13 protein-coding genes are annotated in these 14,737 nt (G+C 50.0%); 2 read left to right on the forward strand and 11 right to left on the reverse strand.

The annotated features are described in order from the left end of the window. Positions 1-165 precede the first annotated feature (165 nt). A complete protein-coding gene (gene asnB / locus BZG72_RS15510) occupies positions 166-1,833 on the forward strand; it encodes an asparagine synthase B (protein WP_077667234.1) in 1,668 nt (555 codons plus the stop codon). 74 nt (positions 1,834-1,907) lie between these two features. Here asnB and BZG72_RS15515 read toward each other — a convergent pair whose 3' ends face one another. The 9 genes from BZG72_RS15515 to BZG72_RS15555 form a co-directional block, all read right to left on the reverse strand. Continuing rightward, a complete protein-coding gene (locus tag BZG72_RS15515; protein WP_077605911.1) occupies positions 1,908-3,209 on the reverse strand; it encodes an inosine/guanosine kinase in 1,302 nt (433 codons plus the stop codon). 89 nt (positions 3,210-3,298) lie between these two features. Further along, a complete protein-coding gene (gene hemH, locus BZG72_RS15520) occupies positions 3,299-4,273 on the reverse strand; it encodes a ferrochelatase (RefSeq protein WP_077667235.1) in 975 nt (324 codons plus the stop codon). 205 nt (positions 4,274-4,478) lie between these two features. Next, positions 4,479-5,123 carry an adenylate kinase gene (adk, locus tag BZG72_RS15525; RefSeq protein ID WP_046073578.1) on the reverse strand — a complete coding sequence of 215 codons (645 nt, stop codon included), beginning with the start codon at positions 5,121-5,123 and terminating at the stop codon, positions 4,479-4,481. A 157-nt stretch (positions 5,124-5,280) separates the two neighbouring features. Then, positions 5,281-7,176: a molecular chaperone HtpG gene (htpG, locus tag BZG72_RS15530; protein WP_077667236.1), complete on the reverse strand. Its 1,896-nt coding sequence runs from the start codon at positions 7,174-7,176 to the stop codon at positions 5,281-5,283. A gap of 321 nt (positions 7,177-7,497) precedes the next feature. Further along, entirely contained in the window at positions 7,498-8,106 is a 609-nt protein-coding gene (gene recR, locus BZG72_RS15535) for a recombination mediator RecR (protein ID WP_046073580.1), read from the reverse strand. A 3-nt stretch (positions 8,107-8,109) separates the two neighbouring features. Then, positions 8,110-8,439, reverse strand: coding sequence for a YbaB/EbfC family nucleoid-associated protein (locus tag BZG72_RS15540; RefSeq protein WP_046073581.1), 330 nt, complete (start codon positions 8,437-8,439; stop codon positions 8,110-8,112). Positions 8,440-8,463: 24 nt separating this feature from the next. Further along, positions 8,464-10,728, reverse strand: coding sequence for a DNA polymerase III subunit gamma/tau (dnaX, locus tag BZG72_RS15545; RefSeq protein WP_077667237.1), 2,265 nt, complete (start codon positions 10,726-10,728; stop codon positions 8,464-8,466). Positions 10,729-10,785: 57 nt separating this feature from the next. After that, a complete protein-coding gene (gene apt / locus BZG72_RS15550; protein ID WP_077667240.1) occupies positions 10,786-11,331 on the reverse strand; it encodes an adenine phosphoribosyltransferase in 546 nt (181 codons plus the stop codon). A 37-nt stretch (positions 11,332-11,368) separates the two neighbouring features. Then, entirely contained in the window at positions 11,369-11,776 is a 408-nt protein-coding gene (locus BZG72_RS15555; RefSeq protein ID WP_046073583.1) for a YbaN family protein, read from the reverse strand. Between the two features lie 423 nt (positions 11,777-12,199). On the opposite strand from BZG72_RS15555, the gene BZG72_RS15560 reads away from it, so the two are divergent. Next, positions 12,200-12,583, forward strand: coding sequence for a hypothetical protein (locus BZG72_RS15560; protein ID WP_046073585.1), 384 nt, complete (start codon positions 12,200-12,202; stop codon positions 12,581-12,583). A gap of 118 nt (positions 12,584-12,701) precedes the next feature. Here the strand turns inward: BZG72_RS15560 and BZG72_RS15565 are convergent, their stop codons facing one another. Both BZG72_RS15565 and BZG72_RS15570 read right to left on the reverse strand, forming a co-directional pair. Then, positions 12,702-13,349 carry a YccT family protein gene (locus BZG72_RS15565; RefSeq protein ID WP_077667238.1) on the reverse strand — a complete coding sequence of 216 codons (648 nt, stop codon included), beginning with the start codon at positions 13,347-13,349 and terminating at the stop codon, positions 12,702-12,704. Positions 13,350-13,437: 88 nt separating this feature from the next. Beyond that, positions 13,438-14,397, reverse strand: a complete 960-nt coding sequence (locus tag BZG72_RS15570) for a porin (protein WP_077667239.1) — start codon at positions 14,395-14,397, stop codon at positions 13,438-13,440. Between the last annotated feature and the right edge of the window lie 340 nt (positions 14,398-14,737).

Below are 14,737 nucleotides of genomic sequence, written 5' to 3' on the forward strand. Positions count from 1 at the left end.
AAATAATATTTACCACAAGGTCAGTTTGGATAACGAATTTGTTTTATCTACTTGTGTCTTTCTCTGCCACAGGGCAGAGTGTGATTAACAGGTCGCCACCAGTGGTCCTATATCGCAGACATGCCACGGCGAAAACACCGTATAACACAAACAGAGAGGAAGATTATGTGTTCAATTTTTGGAGCGCTTGACATTAAAACCGACTCGCAACAATTGCGGGAAATCGCGTTAAAAATGTCGAAGACCATGCGTCACCGAGGTCCGGACTGGTCAGGGATTTATTCGTCTGAAAAAGCCATTCTCGTTCATGAGCGCCTTGCGATTGTCGATCTTAACAGTGGGGCACAGCCACATTATAACCAAAACCAAACCCAAGCTCTCGCAGTCAACGGTGAGATCTACAATCACAAAGAGCTCCGCGCTGAATTCGCCGCCGATTATCCGTTCCAAACAGAGTCAGACTGCGAAATCATTCTCGCTCTATATCAAGAGAAAGGGCCAGAACTGCTCGATTATCTCAACGGTATCTTTGCCTTTATTTTGTATGATGAGGAGCAGGATGCGTATTTAATTGGTCGCGATCATATCGGCATTATCCCGCTTTATCATGGGCACGATGAACATGGCAACTACTACGTTGCTTCGGAAATGAAAGCACTGACGCCTATTTGTAAAACCATCAGTGAGTTCCCTCCGGGTCACTTTTTATGGAGTAAACAAGGTGAGCCTGTTCGTTATTACAAACGCGCATGGATGGAATATGACGGGGTAAAAGACAGCACCACGGATAAAGCAGCACTCAAAGAAGCCCTAGAGAAAGCGGTTCACCGTCAACTTATGACCGATGTACCTTATGGCGTTCTGCTATCTGGCGGGTTGGATTCATCGGTGATTTCCGCAGTGACCAAGCAATATGCCGCCAACCGTATCGAGGATGACGATCAAAGCCAAGCTTGGTGGCCACGTTTGCACTCGTTTGCTATCGGCCTGGAAGGCGCGCCGGATTTGAAAGCCGCCAAAGAAGTCGCCGACCACCTTGGCACCGTGCACCACGAGTTTACCTATAGTATTCAAGAAGGCTTGGATGCCATCCGCGACGTGGTATATCACATCGAGACCTATGATGTGACCACTATCCGAGCGTCAACCCCCATGTATTTGATGTCACGTAAAATCCGTGCAATGGGAATTAAAATGGTGCTATCGGGAGAAGGCGCCGATGAGGTATTTGGCGGCTATCTGTATTTCCACAAAGCGCCCAACGCTCAAGAGTTCCACGAGGAAACCGTTCGCAAACTGCTCGCGCTCAACATGTTTGATTGCGCCCGCGCGAACAAATCGATGGCCGCCTGGGGCGTTGAAGCGCGTGTCCCCTTCTTGGATAAAGAATTTTTGGAAGTGGCGATGCAAATTAAACCGGATGATAAAATGTGCGGAGAGGGTAAAATGGAAAAGCACATCATTCGTGAATGCTTCGGGGATCTGTTGCCAGAATCGGTGGCATGGCGTCAAAAAGAGCAGTTTAGCGATGGCGTCGGTTACGGCTGGATTGATACCTTGAAAGCCATTGCCGATGAAAAAGTCAGCGATCAACAGTTGGCAACGGCAGCCTTCCGTTTCCCATACAACACGCCGACCACCAAAGAAGCGTATATGTATCGTGAGATTTTCGCCGAACTCTTCCCTCTGGAAGATGCCGCGAAGTGTGTTCCTGGCGGCCCGTCGATCGCCTGCTCAAGTGCCAAAGCGATTGAATGGGATGAATCGTTCAAAAACCAAGCCGACCCATCAGGTCGTGCGGTCCGCAACGTACACGAAAAAGCGTATCAATAAGCCCACGCCTCACGACCAATAATAAAAAACCGCCAACAGCAATTGGCGGTTTTTTATCTTTTATGGCAATGAGATTAACGTTCCCAGTAAGCCTCTTCCAAGCTATCTTCGCGCTCCGGCAAGCCACGTGACAAACGCGGAGAATGCTGCGCCAGCACCTCATAGCTAACACGGTTGGCATATTTGCACACCTGAGAAAACGATGAGTAAGTTAAAAATGGGTACTGGTGTTTGCTCGAATTAGGCACGTTATCACGGTGGTAACGATTCGCTGACATATCGTGCAGCAACGCAGACAGTGCACCGTCTCCCGCGCCATTGGTGTTTTTGATCCGTTCCGGCCCACCCATGTATGGGGCAATGTGCGAATAAATTTTGATTGGATTTTCGCAATCGGCTTTGATCATTGGACGGCTGAACTCATACATATTGAATTCGGGAATGGCGCCGGGTAATAAAGGCAGTGAGGTTTCGCGTTTGGCTTTATCTTCACTATAACCCGCCATGTAGAGGCCAATCGGACCGGCGGTGCAAAGCACCATATCTACCCATTGTAAGGCGGCGTCGGCCGCGAGCAGCGGGTCACTTTCACCCGTGAGCGCTTCACCCTCATCTTCGTTCATCGCCACCACACTGACGTGCTCAGCCAGAAAATCACGCCACCATTGTGGATTTTGTTCAATCACATACTTGGTGCCCAACGTCATCACCACAGGCACGTTATGCTTTTTGGCATACTCGATGGCACGCATGGTCGCATCCGGCATCGGATCACCGTCCTTGCAACGTACCAGATAGGCTGTCAGGACTAAGGCAGACGCATGCTCAAAGATATGTTCCGGAATCGACTCAGGACGGAGCTGATTCATTAAGCCTTCGTTGATGGCAAAAGTACGTTCGCCACAATCACCAATCAGTGCATAGCAACGGCCAATCGGGCCTTCGACAGGTTGCAGATAATTGAGGTCCATGCGGCTGGACGTGTTGCATAGATAGCGATAAGAGTAGCTCCCAATGCGAATATCCTGACTCATCACGCCAAGCAGAATCGATTGGTCGTCCGCTAACGCGGAGTAGTTGTGCAAGGTATTGCCAATGGTGCCGCCGGCAAATTCATGCGTCACCAAATTGTTGTCTTTGAGCTCTTGATACAAAGCTTCAGCCCGTTCATCGTCAATCACTAACGAGTGGCCTTTGCTCAAACCATAACGATCCAGGAAGTCGTCACTCACTTTTGCTTCTATGTCCACCAAGGTTTGGTCTATGCCAATCACATGAGGGCGTTTAAAGCCACGCTCGCTGGCAGGGTTAAGCAAAGGATCCCGGGCGTGAACCGGAAAGTAGTGTTTAGACTTACGTTGTCCTGGAAATTTCATGGTTCGTGTAACTAGCTAATGGAAGGGAGGCGCGAATTCTACCACAGAATTTGCGCCTGCATAGCGTTGGAGAAACGAATTTTATCCGTCTACCACCCTTGGGTATGCTCTGCCACCAGCGTCGCCATTAACTCAATATGCGCCTCGTCATCATTCAAGCATGGGATAAAACGAAAGGCTTCGCCACCTGCTGCTAAAAAGATATCCCGACACTCGCCAGCAATTTCTTCCAAGGTTTCCAAACAGTCAGAAGAAAAGGCTGGTGTCATGATATCGAGGGTTTTAACCCCTTTTGCGGGTAGTGCTTCCAAGGTTTTATCGGTATAGGGCTTAAGCCATTCTTCACGCCCAAAACGCGATTGGTAGCTCATCATGATCGCTTGGTCGGGGAGCCCAAGTTCCGCCTGCAACAATGCCGTGGTTTGTTCGCAATGTTGCGGGTACGGGTCGCCGTTATCCGCGAAACGTTGCGGGATCCCATGGTATGAACACAGTAAGAGATCGCCCTTGCCGTGTTTATCCCAGTGGCGCCTGACGGAGTCTGCCAATGCGGATTGGTACGACGGATGATCGTGATAGTGGTGCACAAAGCGAAGCTCAGGAAGCAAGGGGCGTCCTTTAAGGGATTTGGCGACTTTATCAAATACCGCGGCCGTGGTGGTCGCAGAGTATTGCGGATACAAAGGCAAAACCATGACCTTTTCGCAACCTTGTTGCTGCAGTTTCTCAATACCATCCGTCATCGAGGGTGAGCCATAGGTCATTCCTAAAGCGACAGGTAACCCCGTCTTGGTGGCTAAGGCATCACGCTGACGTGTAGCGTACACCATCAAAGGCGATCCCTCATCCATCCAAACACTTTGATAGAGCTTAGCCACCTTGGGAGAGCGTACAGGCAGAATCACACCATGCAGCAGTGGGCACCACAACCAACGCGTTAAATCAACCACCCGATGATCATGCAGAAATTCAGATAAAAAACGCTTTACTGAAGAAGAGGTGGGCGCATCCGGGGTTCCCAGGTTGACCAGAAGTACGCCAACTCGATTATGCTTTTCGGTCATGTTTGTTGTCCTTGGCTTATTCGCGAGCCGATTATTTTTGTTGTACCTTTCCAATTTAACTTTGTCTGATTAAATGGCTTGGAGAATGACGCGTAGCTTGCCATAAAAAAACCGGAGCGACTAATCGTCAGCTCCGGTTTCTGGCATCAGTCATACCGATGAGAACAGGTGTCAGCGCCTGAGCACTGACCCTTTAAACAAAAAATTAGCCGAGAACCTTTTGGATCTCTGCGCTGACTTGCTCAACCCCTTGTGTGCCATCGAAGGTCACAAACTGGGTGTTGCCAGCATCGGCTTCTTTTTTGTAGTAAGCAATCAGTGGTGCAGTTTGATTATGATAAACATTCAAACGCGCGCGCACCGTCTCTTCTTTATCATCATCACGTACCACTAGCGCTTCGCCAGTCACGTCGTCTTTCCCTTCCACTTTCGGTGGGTTATAAACAACGTGATAAGTACGGCCTGAAGCAAGGTGAGCACGGCGACCACTCATACGCTCAACAATAACGTCATCCGGAACATCGAACTCGAGTACGTAATCGATCGCAACACCGATCTCTTTCAGTCCATCAGCTTGTGGAATGGTACGTGGGAACCCATCTAGCAAGAAGCCGTTGGCACAATCATCTTGCGAGATACGCTCTTTAACCAAGCCAAGAATGATGTCATCAGACACCAATTCGCCAGCATCAATAACCGCTTTGGCTTGTTTGCCAAGCTCAGTGCCCGCTTTAATCGCGGCGCGCAGCATGTCACCCGTAGAAATCTGCGGAATCCCGTATTTTTCCATGATGAACTGCGCTTGCGTCCCTTTACCCGCGCCCGGTGCACCCAACAGAATGATGCGCATAGTGATCCCCTTTATGATTATTTAGGTTTCGTTAAACTGCGTCTATATTCGCAAAGACACGAAACATACACGCTTAACTAAACGCTATCAAGCCCGGCAATCCGGCCGGGCTTGTTCGATAGTCATTCAGTATGTGGTCTCGACAATCGCCTGTCGATTATACCTTAGTCAGAAGCTGGTTGACCGAGGCCAAGAAGTCTGACGGATCGTCCATGCTGCCTTTCTCTGCCAGCATCGCTTGACCCAGCAGCATTTCTACCCAGGTACCGAATTTCTGCTCATCGCTTTCATCTGCCATGCGCTTAACCAGAGCGTGCTCTGGGTTCAGTTCAAAGATGTACTTCACATCCGGCGCTTGCTGGCCAGCGGCTTCTAAAAGCTTCGCCATTTGCGTGCCCATTTCAAACTGATCGGTCACCACCACCGCCGGTGTGCCAGAGAGTTTAAAGGTGGTACGTACATCTTTAACACGATCACCCAAGTGCGATTTTACTCGCTCAATCACAGACTCAAACGCTTTTTCGGTTTCTTCACGCTCTGCTTTTGCTTCTTCATCATCGAATTGGCTCAGATCGAGATCTGCCTTGGTGATTGCCTGGAACGACTTACCATCAAACTCGGTCAGGTAGCTCATCAACCACTCATCGATGCGGTCATACATCAAGATAACTTCGATGCCTTTGGCTTTAAACTGCTCCAAGTGCGGGCTGTGTTTCGCCGCATTATAGCTATCCGCGGTGATGTAGTAGATTTTGTCTTGCTCTTCTTTCATGCGCGACACGTAGTCGGCCAAGGAGACGGTTTGCTCAGCGCTGTCTTCATGCGTTGAGGCAAAGCGCAGCAAGCCAGCAATTTTTTCTTTGTTGCTGAAATCTTCCGCCGGCCCTTCTTTCATTACTAGGCCAAATTCACGCCAAAATGTCTGATATTTTTCAGCATCGTTTTTAGCCAGTTTTTCTAGCATTGACAACACACGCTTGGTGCACGCACCACGCAGTGACTGCGTGATCTTGTTGTCTTGCAGAATTTCACGCGAGACGTTAAGCGGCAGATCGTTAGAGTCAATCAAACCACGGACAAAACGCAAGTAGCTTGGCATGAACTGTGACGCATCATCCATGATAAATACGCGTTGTACATAGAGTTTCAGTCCATGTTTGTGCTCGCGGTTGTATAGATCCCAAGGGGCTTTTGACGGGATATACAGCAAGCTGGTGTAGTCGTTTTTACCCTCTACACGGTTGTGGCTCCACGTCAGCGGTTCGGCAAAGTCGTGAGACACATGTTTATAGAACTCTTTGTATTCGTCTGCCGAGATATCTGACTTAGCACGAGTCCAAAGCGCTTGCGCTTTGTTAACTTGCTCCCACTTGCCTTCGCCCGTCTCGTTACCTTCCTCGTCTTTCTCTTGCGTCCACATTTCTACCGGAATACCGATGTGGTCGGAATATTTACCGATCACCTCACGTAGGCGCCAATCATTGAGGAATTCTTTCTCGTCGTCTTTAAGGTGCAGCGTAATCTCAGTGCCACGGTCAGCTTTGCTGATAGGCTCTAGGGTATACTCACCTTCTCCGGTTGATTCCCACTGCACTGCCTCGTCGGCAGCAAGACCCGCCGCTCGAGTGCTTACGGTTACCTTGTCAGCCACAATAAAGGCAGAGTAAAAGCCGACCCCGAATTGGCCAATCAGGTTCGAGTCTTTGCTTTGATCTTCGTTAAGCTGTTTAAGAAACTCTTCTGTGCCAGATTTGGCAATGGTACCGAGGTTAGCGATGACGTCATCACGGCTCATACCAATACCATTGTCTGAGACAGTTAACGTACCGGCATCACTATCAAAGGAAAGACGAACGCGCAGGTCACCGTCATTTTCGTAAAGCTCAGGCGCGGACAATGCTTTAAAGCGCAACTTATCGGCGGCATCCGACGCGTTTGACACCAGCTCTCGCAGGAAAATCTCTTTGTTTGAGTAGAGAGAGTGGATCATCAACTGCAGCAATTTGGAGGTATCAGAACCAAACTGATGTTTTTCTGGGGTTTTCACGCTCATGTCAATCTACCTAACACTATGAGGATTAATGGCGACGTGGACTCGATGCCCACGTTTCAATGAATTCGTTACTCAGTCCCCTTGGATATAGGGATCCGGTACCACGCTTTCAAGGCCTAAGTGGTCAAATATAAGCCAGTTAGTGTTAAGGCGATAGACAATAAAAAAGAAAAGCCTAACCAGAGGCTAGGCTTTACACGTCAGTCGTGTGATTGACATCGCTGCTTTGACGGTGGATGTTGCCACATTGTCTTGCCGCCCCTCGCGGTGGAAGACAATGTCACCAACGGTAGCTGCGGTCTCAGGACACGTCAGGCGCTTCTAGCGATATTTCAACTGTTGGCGACCGATAATTGAGTGAGATAGCGTGGTACCGTCCACCAGCTCTAGCTCGCCTCCCATGGGGACGCCATGTGCAATACGGCTCGCACCCACTTGGTGCTCTTGGCATAGCTCAGCGATGTATTGCGCCGTTGCCTCGCCTTCCACTGTCGGGTTGGTCGCCAAGATAAGCTCTTGGATCGGTTCGTGTTGCAGACGCTTTTCCAACACATCAAGGCCAATGTCTGCCGGACCAATGCCATCAAGGGGTGACAGGTGTCCCATCAAAACAAAATACCGCCCTGAGTACTGACCCGTGGCTTCCACGGCTGCAATATCTGCCGGGCTTTCAACCACACAAATCAACCCTGTTTCTTGGCGTTTCGGGTTATCGCAAATCGCGCACACGTCTTGCTCGGTAAAGGTTCGACATTGGCTGCAGTGGCCAATGTCAGTCATTGCCGTACTCAGTGCTTGCGCGAGGGCCAGCCCGCCTTGGCGGTTTCGTTGCAATAAGTGGTAGGCCATCCGCTGCGCTGATTTGGGGCCAACGCCTGGTAAACAACGCAGCGAGTCCATCAGTTGTTCAAGTAACTGGCTGGTGCGCATAGATTAAAAGGGCATTTTCATGCCTGGTGGTAACTGCATACCACCTGTCACTTCCGCCATTTTCTCTTTTTGTTGCTCCTCGACACGACGGGCAGCATCGTTGAATGCAGCCGCAATCAAGTCTTCCAGCATGTCTTTATCATCTTCCATCAAGCTATCGTCGATGTCGACACGACGGATGCTGTGGCTACCTGTCATGGTGACTTTCACCATGCCTGCGCCCGCTTCGCCTGTCACTTCCATGCTGGCAATTTCTTCTTGTACTTTTTGCATGCGCTCTTGCATTTGCTGCGCCTGCTTCATCATGTTACCCATGCCGCCTTTACCAAACATAATTCTCTCTCTTGGTTAGGTGTCTTAAATTGGTCGAATGCTATCTTCTTCTAACTCCGCCGCAAAGCGTTGAAGAATAAAAGTCACATTCGGATCATTATGCAGGCTGTGTGTCGCCTGCGCTAATTTTTGTTGATAGAGCTGCTCGCGCCGCTCTAAAGGTGTGATTCCCGCTTCCCCGAGCTGTACCTCCAAGGTTATGGGGGCGCCCAGCGCCGTCGTCAAGGCCTGAGTCAATTGCTGCTGCGCTTTTTCGGTATTAAGGTGCGATTGATCCGGGCGCAATGTAAGCTGTACGCGCTCGCCTTGCTGGGACATCGCCGCATTCAGTGCCATTTGTTTAACCAGGCGCTCTACCTCTAAACTGTCTGCCAAGGCACACCAAGGATCTTGTGCGTTGGTTTCCTGTACCAGTTTGTCGCGCATCGCGGGCGTTTTTTCATGTTCTAACGCCTGTTTCAACGACTTAGGTGTCAGTGAAGGCACCGTCTCGGGCTCCGGTGACACAGGTTGCGTAGAGCGCCACTGGTAAGGCTCTGACGATCCGTTAGTAGGTTCAGTCACGGGTGACAACGACACACTCGGTGTCTTTTGTTCAGGCGCGGACACAGGCGATGCACTCTCCGCCGCCGTCGCGACGCGATCGAGCACAGATAACGCATCAGTCTTGGCCGGTGTCCGCCCCGCCTTTTTTACCCCACTCCCCGATTGTTCAGATTGACGTTTCATACGACTACGCAACTGATTACGAGCCTGAATAAGACTAGAGGCAGGCGAAGAGGCAGACGGCTGATTCGCAAGTGATGACGCGGCATCTGGCGCCGAGTCATCGACTGCTGGTTGGCTCAGCTCGGAAACACTCGCTTCATGTGCCCCTCTGCCGGATGCACCTGCGCTAGGCACCTCCGCGCTAGTCTTTGCCGTCGCCTGCTGAGGAGCTGGCGCGCGTGTGTCATTGATATCTTGGGGACTTTCCGGCGTGTCTCGGTCATTGCTCTCCGGGTTATCGCCCATGGGCCGGTTCTGTTGAACTTCGTGCCCCTGGCTTGGTGACGACTGGTTTGGCGACGCCGCACTGGCCGATGAGACCTGCGCTTTCAACGCGTTCAGTGCTTGCGAGGGATCTTTTTTTACCGGCTGTTGTGGTGAAGATGCGGGATCGTGTGCCGGCACCGATATGGTAGCCGGTTCATACGGTACCGTTTTCACCGGCTGAAACGCCAACATACGCAGCAAGACCATTTCTAGACCGGCCCGCCCATCAGGGGCATAGGGCAGGTCTTGCCGTCCTTGCAGTGCCATTTGGTAACACAGCTGCACATCTTGTGGCGCAAGCCGCGAGGCCAAGGCGTGAATCCGTGCTTGCTCCCCGCTGTCATCATCATGGGTCTGAGGCAGTGCTTGGGCAAGCGCCACATGGTGAAGCTGGCTAGCTAACTCTTTGAGTAAACCATCCCACTCCACCCCGACGTGCGCAATCTGCGCCAGCATATTCATCAATTCAACCGCATCATGATTCGCCAAGGCTTCAAGGAGCAAGAGTGCGTTATCGGTACTCAAGGTCCCCAGCATGTCAGCGACAGCTTGGGTGCTGATGTGGCCATTTCCCAGCGCGATGGCCTGGTCGGTTAAGCTCAAGGCATCACGCATACTACCTTCTGCTGCACGCGACAGCAGCATCAAGGCACGTGACTCTGCCTCGACACCTTCTTGACCAAGGATATGCTCTAGCTGCGTCTGAATCTGGCTCGCATCAAAGTGTTTTAGGTGAAATTGCAAACAACGCGATAAAATGGTGACCGGCAGCTTTTGTGGATCCGTGGTCGCCAATAAAAACTTTACGTACTCAGGCGGCTCTTCCAGCGTTTTTAGCAGCGCATTGAAGCTGTGCCGTGACAGCATATGGACTTCATCAATGAGGTACACTTTGAAGCGCCCACGTGCGGGCTTGTACTGGACGTTATCAAGCAGCTCTCGCGTGTCTTCCACCTTGGTTCGGGATGCAGCGTCAATCTCCAGCAAATCAACGTAACGTCCCTCGTCAATTTCACGGCAGGTTGCGCACTGACCACATGGCGAAGAAGACACCCCTTGTTCGCAATTGAGCCCTTTGGCAAAAATGCGCGCAATGGTGGTTTTGCCCACACCGCGAGTACCACTGAACAAATATGCGTGATGCAAGCGGTCATGATCCAATGCATTGGCTAAGGCCGTCAGCACATGACTTTGACCGGCAACAGACTCAAAATTATGGGGTCGCCACTTGCGAGCGAGGACTTGGTAACTCATGTCAATCCGCTTCCTGTATGCTTATTGCTAACGCGGGACCCTGCATATAGCCTGGCATTAATGGCCTGCAAATTCGCACAAGCTATAAACGCTGATCCCAAGCGCGGCCAGCTTTTCTTCACCGCCGATATCCGGCAAGCTTATCACAAACCCAGCATGCGCCACGGTGCCGCCTAAACGGCGTACCAGCTTCACGGTGGCTTCTATGGTGCCGCCTGTCGCCAGTAGATCATCAATCACCAGTACTTTATCCCCCTCAGCAATCGCATCACGATGGATTTCCAGGGTATCTTCACCGTATTCTAGCTGATAGTTTTCGCTGATCACCGCGCGTGGCAACTTGCCAGGCTTACGCACTGGCACAAACGGGAGCCCTAGCGCAAGCGCCAATGGTGCACCAAATAAAAAGCCACGTGACTCGGTACCAATCACCTTGGTAAATCCATGATCGCGGTATTGCGCCACCAGGGCATCAATGGTGGCTTGGTAGGCAGTAGGGTCTTCCATTAAGCTGGTAACATCGCGAAATAAGATGCCAGGTTTGGGATAATCTGGGATGGTTTGAATACTTTGTTTGATGACATTCAAGCTGTCGGTGCTCATGGCCAATTCTCGCCGGTAAAAAACGCAAACCGTCATGTTATGAATTTTCGGCCGAACCAGCAACAGATTCCGTTTCAGGTAGGCGGAGAAACCAGCATAAGAGCACAATTAGGCAGGTAACCAGTAACGCTTTCAGCCACATCGCCCCGACGATATAAATGGAGAAGCTAAAACTTGCCACTATCATGACGGTCGCGCGTCGTTTTACTTTGCGACTAATCGCGCGCTTTTGGTACCAGTCCGTCAATATCGGCCCGAACGTTGGATGGGCGTGGAGCCAGTTAGCGATACGAGGAGAGCCTCGCATAAAGCAACCACTGGCGAGCAGCAAAAACGGCGTGGTCGGGAGTACCGGCAAAAAGGCGCCTGCCGCACCCAGCGCGACCCATAACCAACCTAACCCATTCCATAACCAACGCCATGCGGCTGTCGGTGCTTGTTGCATAGTCTCTATTACCCTTCGATTCGAGATGGTCGCGCTTGTTCACTCACGCTAAGTGTAGTGTCAGAGACGATGGAGGTACAGGGTGGCGAATAAGGAATGCCGCACGGCGAGTAAATAAGGCGGTGATTAGCCGCCAAAAATAATGCCAAGCCAAGTGAGACTGGCAGGTAAGGTCGGGATCAGTAATACCAGCAGGAAGCCGATGAAGTACTTGACGTTATAAGGCTCTTTAAAATCATGTTCCATTTTGTTACTTCACTCAAAACAGCATAACAATAGTGAGCGGGTACTATAGCTCAGGTCAAGACCGCTAAAAACGGACTCTTTGTAAGGTTTTAGCCGGTTCATTGATTTACATCAGGGTAACAACTTGTGTGACTGCGTCATGATAAAAGTCATTTTAGCCAATCAAGCGAACTGACCATGGATAAAACAACCCTTGCTCAGCTGGGGCGTGAACTTAACCGCGAACGCACTGAGCTAGTAGCAACATTAACCACGCGATTGCGTGAAGACTGGGACAAGCATTGCGAAAACCTCACCATTTCGGATCTGATTAAAGAAAGCCAAGGGGTACCTGGTGCCATCCGATGTCTCGGTGAGCGTTTAGAAAAAGTCGATGCGGCTTTATGTGCCATGGATTTGGAGATTTATGGCTTGTGTGCCGATTGTGAAAGTGAAATCCCACTGGATGATTTAATGAAAGACGCCGCCGAGCAGCGCTGCCCACAGTGCCGTGCGTCAAATTATTATCATCACGATCCAGCCACTCGCCGAGCCACAGCAGGAGCACGTAAAACCGTGTGATCGCGAGGTTGACTTTCGCTTGTCTCATCGTGGCTTAAACGGAACGCGCCCAGCATCAGCTGGGCGCGTTTTTTATTGACTATTTAAAGACCAACGATCACACATCATCCTGAGGCGCTTAATCTTGGTCAATAATCCAACGACGGAACGACTTGCGCTCTTGGTCACTGGCTTTGGTATACCAAAGCTTTAACTGCGACAAGGCATCACCTTTGATAGAGGCTTTACCTTGATCATCCACCTCGACCAATACATCGTTGAGGTTTTTGCTTTCACCTTGGTCGATAATGATACCATTCTCACGGTTGTACTCCGCCACCAGCGCTTCCATATCGGCATAGGCGGCAAAGCCATCCCCTTTTAACTCGACGGCATCTAAAGGCATCACATCACCGTTATCGAACTCGGCTTGCCACTGCGGGGCACCGTCAAAATAGCTGGTCGCTTGGCTTTTTACCCGCAATTTCGAGTCAATATTGATGGTGGCATTGCGGCCATCGACCTCAAGCTCAAACAAATACGGGCGGGAGGTAAAGATCACCTCTTTACTGCCCCGCTTTACTTCTCCGTCAAAGCGCATCACTAATTGGTGGGTACCGTTATCTAGCTCAATCGTCTGCTGCGGCGCCCAGTTTTCAAAACTGATTTCCTTGCCATCAACCACCACAAACTCAATATTACGTGCTGAAGTAATTTCTGCCGCATTGACCACACTCGATGCTATGAGAGTGCTGAGCACTAAGCCCATACCTACTACTTTTTTCATCTCTACTCCAAACCGTGATAATAAAAAAGCCGCCCTAAGGCGGCTTTTGTAACCAGTGCTACTTTTAGCAATAATGGTATAAGCTCAATTAGAACTTAACTTCCATACCTGCTACGTAGCCCCAATCTTGCTGATCATCGTCGCTATCGCCGATTTCCGCGTACACTTTTGCATTGCTGTGCAGTGCATAGCTTACGTTGGCATAGTAACCGTTTACGTCGTCGTTATCACCTTCAACGTCTTTGTTGTCGAAGCCGATTGCATAGGTAGTTTTACCCATGGTGTAGTCAGCAGCCAATGAGATGTAGTCAGTGTCTGTATCGGTAGTGCCGTTGTCTTCTGATGTGCGGCCATAAGATGCAGCGATTCCAACATTTTCGATACCTGCGTATTCGATTTCGAAGTTGTATTCGTCACGCTCTAGAGCAGAACCACCGTTCTCTTCAGACTTCTGATAATAAACACGTGCATCAACATCGGCGAAACGATAGCCTAGACGGCCTTCGTATACTTCGCGCTCGTCGTCTGCAGATGCACCATCGCTAGCGTCATTGAATGCAAGACCTGCGTATAGAGAACCGTTGTCATATACGTACTTAGCTACTTGATCAGCTTCAGTATACTCAGCACCAAAGCTGTTTACAGCTAGTTCGTAATCTTTAGTGATGCCAGCGTCATCCATCAGCATTAGCTGACGACCAAAGGTAACTTGACCCCAGTCGCTACCTTTAAAGCCGACATATAGCTCATCGTTTTCAGTAGTGCTATCTTCGAATTTAAATGCGAAGTGACCGATTGCAGCTAGGTCTTCAGAAACAGCAACTTCAGTATTAACAGAGAAGTCACCGTCATCTAGACGCCACTGACCGTCTTGGTTGCCTGTACCAGTAGCGTCACTAGTATTGCTGATGTACTGGATATACTGAACTTCAGCTGCACCAGACGCGTCTACTTTAACGCCTTCTGCGTCATACAGGTTGATGCTTGCTGATGCTGAGCCAGCAGCCAGCAGAGCTGGTACTGCCATTGCTAGAATAGTCTTTTTCATGGTTAATCCACTGCCTTTTCTATTTAGTCATTATGAGTTCCTTCTTGGAACTCTGTTTTATTGTGACTGTCACTCTATTACCAGCAGCAAAACCGCTGCGAAGAACAAAATGCCAGTTCACTGAAACTTCGTGGCTAATCGTGCAGAACATTTGTAGTTCTGTCAACTCGCCGGAAGCGCATTACAATCTAGACAAAAACCGCTTAAAAACAACAATATAGTGATATTTGTTGAACTGAGATCACAGTTTAATTGACTCAACACCCGCCTTTTGATGAAAATAAACAACAAACACTAACAACATAAAACACCAAAAATCACAGTATTTATTGCTTATATT

The sequence above is a fragment of the Salinivibrio sp. PR6 genome, from assembly GCF_001995955.1.
Lineage (GTDB): Bacteria > Pseudomonadota > Gammaproteobacteria > Enterobacterales > Vibrionaceae > Salinivibrio > Salinivibrio siamensis.